The following is a 17872-nucleotide window of genomic DNA, read 5'->3' on the forward strand; positions in this document are numbered from 1 at the left end:
CTGCTGTCAAGCATTGTGATTTTGTTTCAGTGGTTATAGCTACATTTTGCAGCTCAATGAGTCTGACACTTCTTATTTTGCTAATTTTTGTTTAACTTCTTGACGCAGATTTTTAATAAACTCAATTATAAACACAATAATTGTTGCTAAAACCAGCGACAAAATAATGCCCAATATCACAATTACTGGTGAAGTTAGACCAACAGGCTTATAAGATTTAATAACTCCACCTAATAATAGAATCTTTTTATTAAGTGTTTGTAGCTGTGATTTATAGTGTTGTATTTTTATATCATTATTAAACATTTGGTTTTGATAAGACAAAATTGTATTTGATAGATTATTTAATAGCGCCTGACCATTTATGGTCGCCAAATCTTTTGTCTGGCTTAACGTCTCAATATTATGCTGAAACTGCTTAACGGTATCAGCATAAACCTTATTTTGCTGTTGCAATTGTTTTAAACCAAACTCAACATTTTCTTGCCAGTTACTAATGGTCGTCTTGTATTGTTCCTGTGTTTGAGCATAATCAATAAATTCATTTAATGATGTAATCACTTGCTCATTCTGATCTTTTTTCGCTTTAATGTTTAGCTGCAATTTATCCGCATCAAACTGTATTTTATTAATAAAAAAGTCATTATCATTAGCGTCTTGATATTGCTTATAATAAACCCCGATTAAATTAGAAAGTTCGCTCTTATCCATAACCCAATGAGCCGTTCCTTCACTAATATAACTAGGGCCCAGAAGATTGGCACTAAACTCATAATTATCTTGATGCTTCACGCCATAAATAATACTTAAAATAACGCCTAACACCACAAGCACAAGCCATAATTTAATATGCTTAATTAGTGTCACCAATAAATCACTCATACTAATAATATCATTATCTTGTTGTGACATATGTTTCCTTATTTCCCTTATTTTATTTTTTCGTAACTACCCAGCAGCTTGTTAATTGAACTGTGGAACTTTGCCATTAAAGACATCCGCAATGGTATCAATAATCTTCCAACCCTGTTTGCGTGCAGTTGATAATAATGTGCGAATACGCACAAACTTTTGAGCGCCAGTTTCACTACGAAAGCAGCCTGATACCTTTTGTTTTACCTTCATCATACGCAAGTCATTCTCAGCCTGGTTATTAGTAAAAGGCACTTCTGAATCATAGATAAATCTAAGCACGTCATTCTTGTAATCACGCAATCGTAATAATAAGTTGTGCCCCGTTCGTCGCTTTTTTCTACCTCGTTTACCAGTGCTTCCTAAAGGCATCAAAATTTCATGGTATTTAAGACCATCCGCTACAATCCGATCATAAATTTTGCTGATTAAAACTTGCTTATTAGGCAATAGTACTGATTGATCAGATATATTCACCAAATGACAGCTTTTCCTCAGTAATCTCATCATACGTTTTGCCCAAATTTCGCCATCTTCAGCTAAAGATCTTAACTCACGCAAGTGATGAGCATTGCATAATGCATGACTTATACCTTCAAGGGTAAAATAGGATTTCCAATGATCATGAACCACGATACCTGTTAGACCAGTCAGTAGAGATTTACGCTTAGGACTCACGTGATAATAAGTATAGTTAGCATTTGAGCAAACATGTAACCATTGGGTTTTTGAGCATATGCGATAACCAGTTTCATCTAAATGTTTAACTGGAGCATTTTTAAGCTGATCAAGAACCATTTGCTCGAATTCAATCAATTGATCAGCACATGTTTGACTAAACTCTGCAATACTGGCTTTTGCCACACTAACACCAAATAAATCTTCTAACAACTGCTGAATGCGTTGCTCAGGAATAAAGTGTTGATTTTGCAAATACGTTGTATAGCTTTTTAGCTTATTACCATACTGCACTGGCGCATTAATACCTTCTGGAAAACTTGCCGTCGTATATTTCTGACAGTTCGGACAACACTTTTTCTCATGACAATATTCAATCACCTTAAGCTTTGGCATTTCAGGTAGATCATGTAACTGGCGTCTTACATAGCCTTGTGCTTTTGTGTCACTTAAATCGCTCTGGCAATGATCGCAACTCGTTACAGATTTAGTCACGACTTCATCTGGTTTAGCTTGCCAAAGATTGCTACCATTATGATCTTTTTGACCACCTGATTTCTTCTTGGTAGCCTTGGATTTAAGTTTACCTTTTTCGCTGACACTGTTATTTTTGTTAGGACGTGACAAACCATCGCTTGAAGGCGGTTTTGAGCTGTTACGACTATTCTTGGAAAGCCGCTTCTTAAGTTGCTCAATCTCCTCTTTTAATCGAGCATTTTCACGCTCAAGCGTGTCGATTCTAGCCAATAGCTCTTGAATCATTTTTTCTAGTTTCATATCCATCGATCAAATTACGCCATATTTATTTGCAAATGAAAACATCAAATCTGGAAAAATTGCCAAAAATTACTGTTTATCAAAATCTAACCTGCTGGGTAGTTACATTTTTTCTAACTAAATTCTAAAAACGCTGGCAAAAATATAATGAATTGAAGACAACTATGCAATGAAAGGTTTTGATTATTTTGCACCGAAGCCAGTCAAAATGGTATAAATCGTTTTCATAACAATTTTCAGATCCATAATGAGTGAATAATGCTTTACATAATATAAATCATATTGCAGCTTCTCATAGTTGCCATCTGCACCAATTGTATGCCCTTGTGTTACCTGTGCCCAACCTGTGATACCAGGTTTAACAATATGGCGAAGTCGATATAAAGGGATATCCTTTTCAAATTGTCGCGCGGTTTCCACCCATTCAGGGCGTGGACCAATTAAACTCATATCACCTTTAAGAATATTTAGAAACTGTGGTAACTCATCAATTCTAAATTTACGCATAAATGCCCCAAACTTGGTGACACGCATATCTCCTGCTACCGTTTCACCTGATTTGTCAGCATTTTTAACCATCGATCTGAATTTATATACTTTAAACGGTTTATTATTAAAGCCCATTCTTGACTGTATATAAAATACAGGACGCCCCATGGTGACAATAATGACCAACGAAACCACAGCAAAAACAATCAGTAATAATGGTAGCAATAATAAAGCTAACAAAAACTCACATACATTTTTAAAAAATCGATACCATAGTGGAACATTAAATCCTGCGTACATCCAATTTTCATTCAACTGTGTTAATGACAGGCGCTGCTCAATTAGTTCTTCATAGGCACTTAAAGTTAGCACAGGAATATCATGTTGACTTGCATGGAATATAAGCTGATTCCAGTCATTTTCATAATGAAAGTGCCTATCTACGACAATTGCATCAATGCGCTTCAAGTCTTTTGGAATAACCTTATCTTTTGCGATTAATTTAACCTTATGACTTAATGCAAGCCTCGATAGTAAGTGTGAATGCACTAAAATACGATAAGGATGTCCAAATGCCCTTATAATAACAAAGCGGGCAAGTGTAACCACCAAGAACCAACTAACAATGGCACAACTGCCCACTAAAAAAACATGTGATGCTTTACGTAAAACCACCGTAACCAAAGAAATAATAATAAAGAAAAAGATTGTAACAATAATAATATGCGTGTAGTACTCCAACAGCATGCTAGAACGTTGATAGCGATATAACCAACTAAAGCAGAAAATCACAAGCATAAATACAAAACTCTCCTGACTTAAGCTCCAGATATACTCATAAGCCCATATAAATAATAAAAACATAAGAGTTTCTAATATAAAAGCAATTAGCGATGATTTATTCATATAGATCGATTAAATAAATTCCTATGGCGCTGAAGTATATACTAAAAGCACTGACCTTGCCCACGGTTTAGTTATATTACTTTACTTTTTAAAAAGTTAACTGATACTCCTTATACTTGAGCAACTGTCTAACTAGCTGTTAAACCAAAAATAGTTGTTGCTTTCATTTAATCACAAACCTTCTTTAACATTCACACTCTTTCAACCCACAAATCAGATATATTGCGCTGTTTGTCATCAAAACTCATCCCAATTAAATAAATTGGTTTATTAAAAGATGCATACTTTTGTGCATATTGACGTGATTTAATCTGGGCAACAGCCTCTTTGGCATTACCATATTTTTGTAGTTTAAACTCAATAATCATTACCTTATCTGGCATCACAAGTGTTAAATCAATTCTCCCGTGACTTGTTACATCTTCAGCAATTAAATCATAGCCAAGTGCTGCCAAAAAGCTATAGACAATACTGGCATAAAATCCTTCGTACCGCTCAATATCGTTATTACGATACCAATCATGAGGAATGCTTGCAAAATGACTACATATAATTTCACCTAAACGCTCAAAATCATTTCTTTCAAAAGCGCTAATCATATGATCTATCACTTGATTTTTCTTACTGTCATTTGTCGCTATTGTCGCCAGGCTGTTATTAAGACTATATTTCACCTCATAATTTGGATACCCTAACCGATAAGCAATGACATGCCCACGGAGAAACATTTCTTTAATCGTTAAGTACCCCGTCTGAAATAAAAGTGTTTCTATCGGCATATTATCGACATCGAAGGTTTTCAACAAATGCTCGTTAACCACAACACTTTCAAAATCAGGGATAAAATAGCGATTCTTTTGCACCATTTTCACTAAAAATGTTGGTGTTGCCGTTTCAAACCAGTAGTTTTGGTAATGGTAGCCTTCATCAATAAACAGTAAAATATCAAAGGGATTATAAACTTTTTGCTTGTCACTTCCTGCAAAGTTATAACCATTATACCAACTTCTTAACAGCTTTCTGTCAACATTACCCTGATCTAAATGCGCTTTAAAAGATACTTCAAGCTCTAATTGCGTATAACCACAAATATCAGCATATTTAGCATCTAAAGTAATATCTTTTAGGTTATTTAAGTCACTAAACAAGCTGACTTTGCTAAACTTTGAAACGCCAGTTAGCATCACAAACTTAATATATTCATCTTGCGCTTTAATGACACTATAAAAATTTTTCAAACGCTGACGCATTGCTATGGCCAGGTCGCTATTATCAATATTATCTAAGATCGGTTTATCGTATTCATCGATTAGAATAACCACCTGCTGATACCTAGTGCCAAGTGTATTAATGAGATAAGAAAATTTGCTACTAACTTCACTATACAATTTTTTAATCTGATAACGCTCATAGTACGTATCTAAAAACTTACTAATCTTCTCATCCAAAAGTTGAGGGTTTGATATATTTCCTTCTCCAAAACTAAAATGTAATACTGGACAAGTGACTTCCCAATCCCAATTTTTCTCAAGATGCAACCCTTTAAATAATTCTCTGCTGCCTTGAAAAGCTTGCTTAATCGTATCAATTAATAATGACTTACCAAAGCGCCTAGGACGCGATAGAAAGTAACGCCCCGCGCCTTTGTTCACCAGCGTATCAATATGTTTGGTTTTATCGATATAAACATAGCCTTCAGTGATTATTTTCTCAAAACTTGAGATACCAATCGGGAGTTTTTTCATATTTTCGCCTTTTACCTACTTAAGCAGTTCATTAATATCGCCAAGTGATAATAGTTTATATTCAACATCATATCCATCATAATAGGTCACCAGCTTGTGTAACTTTAATATCAATTTGTCTCGATTTAATTCTTCCTCATTGTGTTTAACTTATCTGCTTTTGCCAAAAGGACTAGCTAGTCCATCTTGTCGATTATAAAACTTCACAATTATAATAACCTAGGTTGCGATAACTTCGGTTATCATAATAAAACAGAAGTTAATATTCGATTGCTAACTACTATAATCTATTAAAAAGCCTAAAGATGATCGTAGAAATAATCATCTAAGTTCAGTAATAGCTGCAAGCACGTCGTTAATTTTCAGATCTCTTTCCAACAAAAACATCTAGAATTTTCTCTGCGGCAGACTCAACCGAGAAAACTGATTTTGCTAGCCTTTTTGCGTTCATGGCATATTCTTGACGACATCGCTTATCCAATAGTTTAACAGCATTAGCGTATAACACACTATCGTAACCTGTAAGAGAAACAAGACCAGCATTTCTTTTGTTAATGAGCTCCATCAAATCATTTCCTGAATTTACTGACCCCAGAACCGGTAGAGGTTGGCTAATGTATCCCAATATTTTACCGGGAAAATTATGAGCTTTATGATCTTTATGCAAAGAGAACAAACCCACATCAGCAATTTTTTGGATTGAAAAGTACTCTTTCTGAGAAACGCCTGGAAGCAATAATATATTGTTTAACTCAAACTTTTTAATTGCATTTGCAACCAGTTGATATTCATCACCTTGTCCAATCAAAACAAACTGTGCTTGACCGTATGATTGCATTTGGTGAGCTAAATTAACCACATTTTGCATATTTTGCGCAAAGCCAATATTCCCACCGTAAATAAAGATCACTTTATCCTCAAGAGCATATTTTTCTCTAAACTCAACATTCGGTGCAATACTATCTAAAGAGTCTGTATCAACCCAGTTATATAGCACACCACAATTCTCTATATAACGCTTATCAGTGTAACTGTTAAACCAACTTAAATTTGCCGGTGACATCACGCCAATATGACTAGCGGCTTGATAATTAATGCATTCATAATATCGCAAAAATTTCGCTATAAGAGATTGTTGCTTAATTATGCCGTGATCTATGATCCACTGTGGAAAAAAGTCCCTTAACACCAAATAGCTTGGAATGGAAAAGTGCTTTTTAAGCTTTATCACTGCTTTACCAAAGAAAATGGAGGGTGAATAATACACGATGGCATCAGGCTTCAAATTATTCTTATTAACGAGCTTCCAAACTTTATTTGAGAATCGCAGCTCATTAATTAGACGCTTCAATTTTCCTGTATTTTTAACCGCTCCCGTTTTAAAGCGAAATACTTCTATTTCATTAATCACTTCATGAGCAGAATCACTATAGTTATTTGGCGTAACACAACACACCTGATGTCCCAACTTATGAAATTCACACGCTAACTCATGTAGCATCTTAGCTGAGACTTTTTTACTCTTCGGTAAATAGTCATCGGTTATAATTAGTATCTTCATTTTCGCCATACAAACTGATTAATAATAGGAGTGTAACCTTGGATAATACGAGTTATTTTTTGTGATACATTATCGTCTTTATAGTCATGGGGCAGCTCATATCGATCATGATCATAATCAAATGTTTGCCTTAATACTTCTGCAGCCTGTAAAATTGATTGCTTATCAATTCCTGCGACGACTACCGTACCTTTATCAACCGCTTCAGGTCTCTCAGTACTCGTACGAATTAAAATGCCAGGGAAAGACAACATTGCTGACTCTTCACTCAATGTCCCGCTATCAGAAACAACTAAATAAGCATTTTTTTGCAATGCATTATAATCACTAAAACCAAAAGGCTTCATCAGTTTTAAGTTAGGATGCAATGCTACCTTGCGCTTCTCTAAAAAAGCTTTGCTTCTTGGATGAAGAGAGTAAATCACTGGTAAGTCATACGCGCTAGCAAGTTCGTTAAGCGCCTCCATTAATAAAGTAAAATTTTTCTCTGAATCAATATTCTCCTCTCTATGAGCAGATACAACTATATATTTCCATTTTTTCAAGTTGAGTTCATCAAGAATTACACTTTGTTCTATTTTATGAATATTTGCTTTTAAAACTTCTGTCATAGGGGAGCCAGTGACAAATGTATATTCTTTTTTAGCTCCCTCACTTAACAAATAACGGCGACTATGCTCAGTATAAGCTAAGTTAACATCACTAATACAATCAACAATTCTGCGATTAATCTCTTCTGGCACATTTTGATCAAAGCATCTATTGCCTGCTTCCATATGAAAAATAGGGATTTTTAAGCGCTTTGCGGAATATGCTGCAAGACAACTATTTGTGTCCCCCAATAGCAATAATGCCTCTGGTTGGTATTTTTGCATGGCGGTATAAGAACATGCAATAATATTGCCAACTGTTTCTCCTAAAGACTTGCCAACTGCATTAAGATAAACATCTGGCGCACGCAATCCCAAGTCATCAAAAAATATTTGGTTAAGTTCATAGTCATAATTTTGTCCAGTATGCACTAAAGTTTGTTCAAAACAGCGATCCGCCTCTTTGATGACTTCTGATAGTCTAATAATCTCAGGTCTAGTTCCTACAATCGTCATTAATTTTAATTTTTGCACTTTACACCTCTAAAGCATATGTATCTGGGTTATTACGGTCAAACGCTTCATTACACCATATCAATACAACAAGTTCATCTGAGCCTATATTAGTAAAGTTATGTGTATAGCCTAAAGGAACTTCCACCACTTCCTTTGTCCTATCTGATGTACTAAAGCTAATAGACTCACCTGTATTCAATGACCTAAACTTAAACTCACACTGACCTTTTACTACTAGAAATTTCTCTTGCTTTGAATGATGAAAGTGATTGCCTCTTGTAACACCGGGTTTAGTTGTTGAAATAGATACTTGCCCATACTTTGCTAATTTAAATACTTCATAGAAACTACCTCTATCATCACTATACTCAGCAAGTGCATACTTTATTTTATCCTTAGGGCAATAGCTCATAAAAGTTGCTGCTAGCGCTCTTTCAAGTCCTTCAGCTCTTTCTGTAATTTGCAAAGTTTTTTGACCATTTTTGATCGCTTGCAACGCTTCATAAATCGAGCCTAACGACTTTTGATATCGAGGAACAACATTAAAATAATTTACATTTTCTTTTACCTTGCCATCAAGAATTTCATTGATTTGCTCTATTAGTGTGCGAACAACATCATCTATATACACTAACGTTAGCATCTTAGAAGTGTCATCAATTTTGACAGGGATATCTCGCCACAAGTTATGACACATTGTTGCAACAAATGAGTTATAGTTTGGTTTACACCACTTGCCAAACACATTTGGTAATCTTACAATGGATACATTTGCATTGGTCGAGTTACTATAATTTTCTAAAGTATTTTCTGCTGCTAGCTTTGATTGACCATAGCTATTGTCAAGTTCTGCCTGAGTCGATGACACATATATGATTGCAAGTCGGTGCTTTTTTGCATAATCACATATTTTTTGCGTGTAAGATAAATTACCCTCAATGAAGCCTTCATCACTTTTTGGGCGATTTTCACCGGCTAAATGCATGATGATGTCAGCACTTTCAACTAGTTGCTCTAATGCTTCATCTGAGGTTTGTCTATTAGCCTCTACAACATTGTAATCGAACACATCACAGTGCGTGATTTGAGTTATTAAATTTTTGGCAATAAAGCCATTGGCTCCGGTTACTAAAATTGTTTTCCTCATTTTAGAGTACCAAATTCAATAAGATCGTCTTTAATCTCTCGTAAGCCTAGCAATAAATCACACAGCTCAGCTTCTGTTAATCTCTGTGTATTATGCGAATGATATTCGTCTGATTGAGTAACAACGGTTTCACCCTCATCAAAATACTCACTATAGTTCAAATCACGCCCATCAGCAGGAATGCGGTAATATCCACCCAGATCAATCGCTTTTACCATTTCTTCACGAGTTAGCAATGTCTCATAGAGCTTCTCACCATGGCGTGTACCTATAATCTTAATCTGATGATCTGGCGCGTTAAGTAGTTTCCTCAGCGTTTTTGCTAATAAATCTATAGTTGCTGCAGGTGCTTTTTGTACAAAAATATCACCATTGTGCCCATTATCAAAGGCAAATAAAACTAACTCCACAGCTTGATCAAGGCTCATCATAAAACGCGTCATTTGCGGGTCTGTAATTGAAATTGGTTTATTATTGCGTATTTGATCAATAAATAATGGAATAACAGAGCCACGAGATGCCATCACATTACCATAACGCGTACAGCAAATTGTTGTGACATTTTCATCAAGATTGCGTGATTTAGCCACAGCGACTTTCTCCATCAATGCTTTGGACATCCCCATCGCATTAATTGGATAAACTGCTTTATCTGTACTAAGCACAATTACTTTTTTAACTTTATTCTCGATAGCAACGTTTAACACATTTTCAGTACCCAAGACATTTGTCTGGACTGCCTGAATCGGATAAAATTCACATGAAGGCACCTGCTTTAATGCTGCTGCATGAAATACATAATCCACTCCACGCATCGCATCACGAATCGAGTTAATATCTCTGACATCACCCAAGTAGAATTTTAACTTTGATGAATTATATGCTTTACGCATATCATCTTGCTTTTTTTCATCGCGCGAAAAGATGCGAATCTCAGCAATATCCGTTTCTAAAAATCTTCTTAAGACAGCATTTCCAAAGGAGCCTGTGCCGCCTGTTATTAATAAAACTTTGTTTTTGAACATTATTATTTCCTCAAGTTTAAATTATATAGTCTATAACTGATCATGTTTATTTTATTGCACTTTTCCATGACACATAGAGTCAATTTCATACTCATCCACTTTATATCTCTACAAAGCACTCTCTCTTAAAAGCGAAAGAGATTATGCGTTGTGGAAAAACCATTTTAAAATCAATCATCTACTTCCCTTAAAAATTTAGCAGGATTTCCCACCCAAACCTCTTTTGCTGGAATATTTTGTGTCACAACAGAACCTGCACCAATCATCGCATACTCACCAACTACCACTCCTGGTAAAATTGTCGCATTTGCCCCTAGGGACGCACCTTTTTTAATAATTGTCTCAGGATATTCAGCCAGGAATCGCTTTGATCTAGGGATTTTATCATTTGTAAAAGTTACATTTGGACCAATAAAAACATCATCCTCCAATGCAATCCCATCCCATATTTGAACGCCTGACTTAATTGTTACATTATTTCCAATGTTTACTTTATTTTCAATCAAGCAATGTGAGCAAATGTTACAGTTTTCACCAATCCGAGCCCTCTCCATCACGACCACAAATTGCCATATTCGTGTATCTTTGCCTATGTTCAAAGATTGAACATCCGATAATGGATGAATATTCATCTAATTACCCTTCTTAAGAAAGCAAGGATAATCCCTAATATAATCACTCTCGTCATACCAATCTGAAGCCAAGACCATCAATACACAGTCTGCACTAAATTCATGCATTTCATGCCATACCATTTTATCGATCAAAAGCGCCTTTGATGTGTTATTAAGTTTCACTGTCTTTTTACTAATACCGTTATCTAGAACAACTTCACATGTGCCTGACAAACACACCATAACCTGTTGTAAATCTTTATGTGCATGAAACCCCCTAGATTCACTATTCAGACCATACAAGCAATAAACACGTTTAATCTCAAAAGGAATATTCTTCTGTGCCTCAGCAACAATTAAACTACCGCGGTTGTCAGACTTATTATATAGTTCAACCCATTCTACCTGCATATATTAATCCGCCAAATAAAATTCAATCGTCTGTTTAAACATCTTCTCAAAATCCTTAGAAGGTTTCCAATCTAATTCATTTTGAATTTTGCTATTATCAATTGCATAGCGCCAGTCATGCCCTTTACGATCCTCAACAAAGTTAATTAATTTATGATGAGGCGCATTATCTGGGTGATACTTATCCATCAACTGACAAATAGTTTTAACCAAGGTTAAATTATCCACCTCATTTTTGCCACCAATATTATAAACTTCACCTACTTTACCTTTTTCAAGTATACAGGCAATTGCGTCACAATGATCCTCAACATAGAGCCAGTCACGAATATTGCTACCATCTCCATAAACTGGAATAGGACTTTGCTCAATACAACTTTTAATAACCACTGGGATTAATTTCTCAGGGTGCTGATAAGGTCCGTAGTTATTAGAACAATTCGACATAGTTACTGGTAGCTTATAGGTGTGATAGTAGCAACGCACAATATGATCAGACCCTGCTTTTGATGCTGAATAAGGTGAGTTAGGTTCATAGGCTTTGCCTTCTGTAAATGCCGGTGCTTCTTTTGTTAAAGTACCATATACCTCATCTGTAGACACATGATGAAAACGACACTGAGTCTCATCAAGCCCCTTTTCATCAAGCCAAAATCTTTTCGCCTGTTCTAGAAGATTAAAGGTGCCCATCACATTCGTTTCAAAAAACACCTTGGGACCTGCTATCGAGTTATCAACATGCGACTCTGCTGCAAAATGTATCACAGTATCAATATTATGTTCTCTTAATACTTTCGCTACTTGTTCCTCATCACAAATATCACCTTGGATGAAGGTATGATTTTGGGCATTTGGCAAGTCCTCAAGGTTCTTTAAATCACCCGCATAGGTTAATTTATCGTAAGATATCACCTTATATTGCTCATTCTTTAACAACAGCATACGTACAAAATTGCTACCGATAAATCCTGCGGCACCGGTAACTAAAATATTTTTAGCCTTATACATTAATTCACTAACCCTTTTAAATACTGACCATACTCGGTCTTATTAAGCAACTCAGCTTGCGTTAGCATTTGCTCAGTTGTAATAAATTTTTTACGCCATGCGATCTCTTCTAGACATCCTATTTTCAGCCCTTGGCGCTTTTCAATTGCCGCAATATATTGCGAAGCATCCAATAACGAGTCATGCGTTCCCGCATCAAGCCACGCAAAGCCACGACCTAGCAATTGTACATTCAATTTTTTCTTTTCCAAGTAAATTTTATTTAAATCCGTGATTTCAAGCTCGCCACGCCACGAAGGTTTGACTTGTTTTGCATACTCAACCACATGATTATCATAAAAATAAAGTCCAGTAACTGCATATTTTGATTTAGGGCTCTTGGGTTTTTCTTCCAAAGAAACCACCTGATTATTATCATCAAATTCGACAATGCCATAACGCTCTGGATCGTTAACATAATAACCAAACACACAAGCTCCACCATTGTCCAAATTACATTGTGTTTTCGCTATGTTTAGAAAATCTGGCAATCCTTGACCATAATAAATGTTATCTCCCAGAATCAAGCAAGCCGAATCACCCGCCAGAAAGTCTTCTGCCAAAATGAATGCTTGCGCCAAACCATCCGGTGATGGCTGAATTTTATAACTTAGCTTCATACCAAACTGTGAACCATCACCTAGAAGGTCCTTAATCAAGGGAATATCACGCGCAGTAGAAATAATTAGAATTTCTCGCAAACCTGCTAGCATCAATACTGATAAGGGGTAATACAACAAAGGTTTATCATATACTGGCAATAATTGTTTACTTACGCCTAAAGTTAAGGGGTAAAGTCTTGTGCCACTACCTCCTGCTAAAATAATACCCTTCATATTTCTTCATAACCTCCAAACTATAATTTAAATTTCTTTTTCCCCCACAAAACGAGAAGTAGAGAAAAAGCTATTAACAATTCCATATTATTAAATACTTGATTATTCATTGGCATAAATAAAAACATAATACCAAAAATAGTAAATAAAATTTTTGCAAGCAGGTCATTGTATATAAGGATAGAAATGTAAACACTCGCAAAGACTATCCCTATAAAAAACATTAGAATTATCAACCCATAAAAACTAAAGTCATTAGCTACCTGACTATAAAATGAATGCCATAAGGCATATTCATTCCATTCCGAGTTGACTTTGTGCTGATAGGTCTTAGAGTTAAGATCAGCTCCAAAATGCTTATCAAGAAAAGAAATTACAAATAAAGATGAGCCCACACCATATGTTGGAGTAAAGTCTTTAGAAAGAGCCAAGGACATCCCGTAATAGCCCTGCACCAAGTAAAAATCAATTTTTGACAGCGCAGCATCAAAAGATGATACCTTTATCGTATTAGAAAAGGTAACATCCCCTAAAGGTGATGCTTTTTCCAAAGAATAAAGTGAAGTTACAGGCATTCTAGCTGACATGACCGTTAAAAAAACAGCGACGCAACCAAAACTCAAGCAACATAAAAAAATCAAAGCTAACTTAAAATGCTTTATCTTTTCCCTCATATAGCACTTTCTTAGAATTATAATACATAAAGATAAGAGCAACTGGATGAAGATAAAAATAGTATACGAATTAGTACCTGTTGATAAGGAAATGGTTATCGGGAAGAAACCAAGTGCTAATCCAAAAATTTTTTTGCATGTACTCAACTTACTCCATAACAATATTGTGATTGGAAGTAATGAGTATCTAAATAAAGCTGTCACCGCATAAAAAAACGTAACTAAAACACTATTCTCAGGGTTATTCATATATGAATGATTAAAATCTCCTCTTGCTACTGCAAAATTATTCAATCCCGTACTAATTTTCTCAAATATGTTAAATGGGATCACAGTTGAGTTATTAACACCGTTTTTATACATAATTAATGAAGCAACTAATGCTAAAATCCAAATCCCCCAAAAATACTTTAGCACAAACTTATTTACTTTGGTGGTTGCCTTACTACCTTCTATGTATTTGGCTCCATATTTATTAACCACGTAAAGATAACCCATAATAAAGGAAATGTGATAGGCGCAAATCAAAAACCAAAAAAGAGTCACATTGTGTAATCTCCAAGTAATTGGACCATAATATAAAAGAGCCAATGTGAACAAAAGATAACTCTCCACAACGATCAAGGGCAATAAGTAAATAAACCTAGCTCTCTTAATAACCATAAAAATCTGATAACTCCATTCTTTAGTTCATACCAAATGAACCCTAAAAACCTACATACAAAACAATATGAAGTAATTTTTAATTCTATAAATTAATGAACTTCTTCTTAATTTTTTCTTTAACAATTCTAAACATAAATATAATTACAGCAAAACCAATCATATTAAAGCCTTTTCTAAAGAAGTCCACCTTCCATTTTAAACTTCTCCTACGCTGGCTTGGCAAGGTTTGAGAACATCCTCTTTTCGATAAATCTAAGTTTAGATTATACTTTTCTATCAATGGCTTAACAAATTTCTCCTGCCATTTACCTCTGTATATAGCACCGCCCTCAGTAAAATAAGGATAAATATCATCTTCCTCAATTTTAACCTGATAGAATATATCTTTAGTTTCATAGGCTCTATAACTACCAAAATATTCCCAGGCCCAAGGCGTGTCTTCTTCTTGAAGATACGATAACAGCTTAACTCGATTCCAAACTGCTGGCGCAGAATTAAGCTTATAATCAGCCCGATCTGCAACCTTGTTAAATTTTGGAAACTCACCGTCCTGAACATCATGGGGAGAGCAGTTTGTCAAATAAAATGCAGCTATATTTTCATTAACCTCCATACGACTTATACATTTAGAGATTTCATCACTATCTACCTTTCCGCTCAAAACATAATCATCATACAAAACGATAACATATTTAGTAGAAACACTCCTTAATACATTAATTAAACGCTCCCCCCATTTATCTCTACCCTTTAAATAATTGGAGTTAACAGCCTTAACCCAATCTATATCGATTTGCTTAGACTCTGTGTTCAGCAACAAATCATATTCACACCCCTCCCAATTATCTTTAAATGAGCAAAAAAAAAGCTCCCACACATCATCATAGTCATCGCAACTACAAACAACAACAGTACAGTTATTCATTTTTAACCCTTTCATCTATAATTCTAAAGCCTTTATTTATAAATTATATTTTGTATTTTAACGCTATATCCTATCTTGCAAAGACTTATAAACAAGATAATCTAAAAAAATATTTATCAACATTATCTTTGACAAAAACCAACTACAAAACGGATTTGCACTGAGATTACTAAAAAATTTTCCCACTGGGTACACACTGCCTTGATCTAAATATTAATAATTATTTATAATGTCAACTACTAACCTAGCATCATCTACCGACATATGTTGCCCTAGAGGCAAGCTTAAAACTTCATTATGTAGCTTCTCAGATAATGGATACTTTTGTAATGACAACTCTGGATATGCTTTTTGCTGGTGGGGAGGAGTTGGGTAATGTATCATTGTACAAACGCCATGATCTAACAAATATTTTTGCAACTTTTCTCTACTATCTGTCCTAATAACAAATAAATGCCATACATGATTATCGTAACTACGATTATTCGGCAAAGAAATCTTAGTATTTCTTATGTTTTTTAAATAAAAAGCTGCAACCCTTCTTCTTGCATCAATATCAGCATCAAGATACTTCAGTTTAACCCTAAGCATTGCTGCTTGCATTTCATCTAATCTACTGTTTACACCTTTATATATATTCTTGTACTTGTGCATACTTCCATAGTTTCCTAAAGCTCTTATCACTTGAGCAAGATCAACGTCATTGGTTGTAACAGCACCCCCATCACCTAAAGCTCCTAGATTCTTACCTGGATAAAAACTAAATCCACTAGCACTACCAAGGTTTCCCGCTCTTTTATCTAAAAAATACGCTCCATGAGCCTGCGCTGAGTCTTCAATAACTTTAAGATTATATTTCTCGGCTATGGCATTAATTCGATCCATTTGGCAAGTTTGCCCATAAAGATGGACTGGTATAATAGCTACTGTTCTACTTGTAATAGACCTTTCTATTTGATCCACATCAATAAGATAATCATTCAGATTGGGTTCGACTAAAACAGGTATTAAATCATTTGCCGATATGGCCAATATTGTTGCTATATAGGTATTTGCAGGAACTAGAATTTCATCTTTTGGTTCAAAAATTCCAAGCTCCTTATAAGCTCTAAGAATTAAAATAAGAGCATCCAAACCATTGGCGACCCCTATCGCGTATGTTACACCACAATATTTAGCAAACTCTTCCTCAAAGGCTGTGCACTCTTCACCATGAATATACCAACCACTATCTATCACCTTAGCACAGGCGTCCTTCAACTCTTTTTGATATAAACTATTAATTTTAGCTAAATTTAAAAAATCCACCATAAGACATCTAACTCCTTCATATAATTTTGATCATTTCCACGTCAAACACCAAGCTGCAATCATTTATTAAATAGCCAAAACAGCTTATTTATCAATCAGAACACTCGGTAAATCAAAGCACATAAAAATCACCCTCTTTTTAACGCTTTGCGCAAGCTAAAAAGCACTCTTCCAAAAACAATATTTTTTACCTCCATAGCAGAGATCGTCATTTTGAAAAAGGTTTTCAATAGAAGAATGTAGTAATACTCTTTGTAGAGCAATGGCAAGATTTTTTCTGATCTATATCTATTTAAAGATGTTACATGCTCAACTTTTCGCTTACTAAAAAACACTTCTTCTGAAAATTTTTCCCTAACTCTATAGTCGTACAATTGCTTATCAAAAAAAACAATATCATCGTAGCGCTTTTCAAAAACATATACCAGAAAAGGGTAATCCTCCATCATTGGGTAATTTTCATCAAAGTAACCCATATCTACAAGAATACTTTTTCTAAAAAACACTCCTGTTATTCTTGGTGAATATATTGAGTTTGAAAACACACGCCCCTTTCTAATTCTTTTGCTCGCACTCAAAAAAACTTTAAAATGATCACGCTCACGAGCGGTTAACTTCTTGGCATTGACACATCCAAATATGGCAACAGGAGTAAACAGAATAGCTTTTTCTTCTGGCATATTATCAAGGTATTCCTTAATACTTTCAGCGTCACGTAAACGATCATCTCCAGCTAATAGTTTTATATATTCCCCATTAGCATTTTGTACTGCTTGATTAAAATTCTTAGTAATACCTATATTTTTCTCAGCTTTAATCACCACAAACGAGTTAAAAAGATCTTTATTTACTGCCGCCCAATCCTCCACTAGGCTGATAGTATCATCCTCAGAGCAATCATCAGCAACCACAACCTCTATATATTTTCTATATGTCTGTATTTTAATACTAGCCAGAGTTTCTAATATGGTTTGAGAAGAGTTATAAGTAACAACTACCACACTAACCATTTCATTCTCCATATATAATCACCATAATTTAG

The 17872-nt window shown here is 35.0% G+C and carries 16 protein-coding genes; all 16 read right to left on the reverse strand.

Annotated features, from left to right (window positions below; genetic code table 11):
- Window positions 1-72: 72 nt before the first annotated feature.
- The gene (locus NYP54_RS03745) at window positions 73-912 is read right to left on the reverse strand and encodes a hypothetical protein (protein ID WP_283157220.1); all 840 of its coding nucleotides are present in this window, start codon (window positions 910-912) and stop codon (window positions 73-75) included.
- Window positions 913-963: 51 nt separating this feature from the next.
- A complete protein-coding gene (locus NYP54_RS03750; protein WP_283155771.1) occupies window positions 964-2373 on the reverse strand; it encodes an IS66 family transposase in 1410 nt (469 codons plus the stop codon).
- Between the two features lie 177 nt (window positions 2374-2550).
- Window positions 2551-3720, reverse strand: a complete 1170-nt coding sequence (locus NYP54_RS03755) for a sugar transferase (RefSeq protein ID WP_283157221.1) — start codon at window positions 3718-3720, stop codon at window positions 2551-2553.
- Between the two features lie 233 nt (window positions 3721-3953).
- Complete coding sequence (locus NYP54_RS03760; RefSeq protein ID WP_283157222.1) at window positions 3954-5507, reverse strand: ATP-binding protein; 1554 nt, start codon at window positions 5505-5507, stop codon at window positions 3954-3956.
- Between the two features lie 355 nt (window positions 5508-5862).
- Window positions 5863-7068, reverse strand: coding sequence for a glycosyltransferase family 4 protein (locus NYP54_RS03765; protein ID WP_283157223.1), 1206 nt, complete (start codon window positions 7066-7068; stop codon window positions 5863-5865).
- Entirely contained in the window at window positions 7065-8192 is a 1128-nt protein-coding gene (gene wecB, locus NYP54_RS03770; RefSeq protein ID WP_283157224.1) for a UDP-N-acetylglucosamine 2-epimerase (non-hydrolyzing), read from the reverse strand. The genes NYP54_RS03765 and wecB overlap by 4 nt, the downstream gene beginning before the upstream one ends.
- Before the next feature lies 1 nt (window position 8193).
- Window positions 8194-9321: an NAD-dependent epimerase/dehydratase family protein gene (locus NYP54_RS03775; RefSeq protein ID WP_283157225.1), complete on the reverse strand. Its 1128-nt coding sequence runs from the start codon at window positions 9319-9321 to the stop codon at window positions 8194-8196.
- Window positions 9318-10346, reverse strand: a complete 1029-nt coding sequence (locus NYP54_RS03780) for a polysaccharide biosynthesis protein (protein WP_283157226.1) — start codon at window positions 10344-10346, stop codon at window positions 9318-9320. The genes NYP54_RS03775 and NYP54_RS03780 overlap by 4 nt, the downstream gene beginning before the upstream one ends.
- A 170-nt stretch (window positions 10347-10516) precedes the next feature.
- Entirely contained in the window at window positions 10517-10978 is a 462-nt protein-coding gene (locus NYP54_RS03785; RefSeq protein WP_283157227.1) for an acyltransferase, read from the reverse strand.
- A complete protein-coding gene (locus tag NYP54_RS03790) occupies window positions 10979-11371 on the reverse strand; it encodes an FdtA/QdtA family cupin domain-containing protein (RefSeq protein ID WP_283157228.1) in 393 nt (130 codons plus the stop codon).
- A 3-nt stretch (window positions 11372-11374) separates the two neighbouring features.
- Window positions 11375-12379, reverse strand: a complete 1005-nt coding sequence (rfbB, locus tag NYP54_RS03795; RefSeq protein ID WP_283157229.1) for a dTDP-glucose 4,6-dehydratase — start codon at window positions 12377-12379, stop codon at window positions 11375-11377.
- Entirely contained in the window at window positions 12379-13254 is an 876-nt protein-coding gene (gene rfbA / locus NYP54_RS03800) for a glucose-1-phosphate thymidylyltransferase RfbA (RefSeq protein WP_283157230.1), read from the reverse strand. Before rfbA ends, rfbB begins: the two co-directional genes overlap by 1 nt.
- Before the next feature lie 20 nt (window positions 13255-13274).
- The gene (locus tag NYP54_RS03805; RefSeq protein ID WP_283157231.1) at window positions 13275-14591 is read right to left on the reverse strand and encodes a hypothetical protein; all 1317 of its coding nucleotides are present in this window, start codon (window positions 14589-14591) and stop codon (window positions 13275-13277) included.
- 85 nt (window positions 14592-14676) lie between these two features.
- Window positions 14677-15519: a hypothetical protein gene (locus NYP54_RS03810; protein WP_283157232.1), complete on the reverse strand. Its 843-nt coding sequence runs from the start codon at window positions 15517-15519 to the stop codon at window positions 14677-14679.
- Between the two features lie 213 nt (window positions 15520-15732).
- A complete protein-coding gene (locus tag NYP54_RS03815; protein ID WP_283157233.1) occupies window positions 15733-16830 on the reverse strand; it encodes a DegT/DnrJ/EryC1/StrS family aminotransferase in 1098 nt (365 codons plus the stop codon).
- 128 nt (window positions 16831-16958) lie between these two features.
- A complete protein-coding gene (locus NYP54_RS03820) occupies window positions 16959-17852 on the reverse strand; it encodes a glycosyltransferase (RefSeq protein ID WP_283157234.1) in 894 nt (297 codons plus the stop codon).
- Between the last annotated feature and the right edge of the window lie 20 nt (window positions 17853-17872).

Origin of the sequence: Cysteiniphilum sp. QT6929 (assembly GCF_030035755.1) — a bacterium.
GTDB classification, from domain to species: Bacteria; Pseudomonadota; Gammaproteobacteria; order Francisellales; family Francisellaceae; genus Caedibacter; species Caedibacter litoralis.

Excerpts from the sequence above, each read along its gene's own strand:
- NYP54_RS03745 (WP_283157220.1), bottom strand. The coding sequence starts at position 912 with ATGTCACAACAAGATAATGATATTATTAGTATGAGTGATTTATTGGTG.
- NYP54_RS03750 (WP_283155771.1), bottom strand. The coding sequence starts at position 2,373 with ATGGATATGAAACTAGAAAAAATGATTCAAGAGCTATTGGCTAGAATC.
- NYP54_RS03755 (WP_283157221.1), bottom strand. The coding sequence starts at position 3,720 with ATGTTTTTATTATTTATATGGGCTTATGAGTATATCTGGAGCTTAAGT.
- NYP54_RS03760 (WP_283157222.1), bottom strand. The coding sequence starts at position 5,507 with ATGAAAAAACTCCCGATTGGTATCTCAAGTTTTGAGAAAATAATCACT.
- NYP54_RS03765 (WP_283157223.1), bottom strand. The coding sequence starts at position 7,068 with ATGAAGATACTAATTATAACCGATGACTATTTACCGAAGAGTAAAAAA.
- NYP54_RS03775 (WP_283157225.1), bottom strand. The coding sequence starts at position 9,321 with ATGAGGAAAACAATTTTAGTAACCGGAGCCAATGGCTTTATTGCCAAA.
- NYP54_RS03780 (WP_283157226.1), bottom strand. The coding sequence starts at position 10,346 with ATGTTCAAAAACAAAGTTTTATTAATAACAGGCGGCACAGGCTCCTTT.
- NYP54_RS03785 (WP_283157227.1), bottom strand. The coding sequence starts at position 10,978 with ATGAATATTCATCCATTATCGGATGTTCAATCTTTGAACATAGGCAAA.
- NYP54_RS03790 (WP_283157228.1), bottom strand. The coding sequence starts at position 11,371 with ATGCAGGTAGAATGGGTTGAACTATATAATAAGTCTGACAACCGCGGT.
- rfbB (WP_283157229.1), bottom strand. The coding sequence starts at position 12,379 with ATGTATAAGGCTAAAAATATTTTAGTTACCGGTGCCGCAGGATTTATC.
- rfbA (WP_283157230.1), bottom strand. The coding sequence starts at position 13,254 with ATGAAGGGTATTATTTTAGCAGGAGGTAGTGGCACAAGACTTTACCCC.
- NYP54_RS03805 (WP_283157231.1), bottom strand. The coding sequence starts at position 14,591 with ATGGTTATTAAGAGAGCTAGGTTTATTTACTTATTGCCCTTGATCGTT.
- NYP54_RS03810 (WP_283157232.1), bottom strand. The coding sequence starts at position 15,519 with ATGAATAACTGTACTGTTGTTGTTTGTAGTTGCGATGACTATGATGAT.
- NYP54_RS03815 (WP_283157233.1), bottom strand. The coding sequence starts at position 16,830 with ATGGTGGATTTTTTAAATTTAGCTAAAATTAATAGTTTATATCAAAAA.
- NYP54_RS03820 (WP_283157234.1), bottom strand. The coding sequence starts at position 17,852 with ATGGAGAATGAAATGGTTAGTGTGGTAGTTGTTACTTATAACTCTTCT.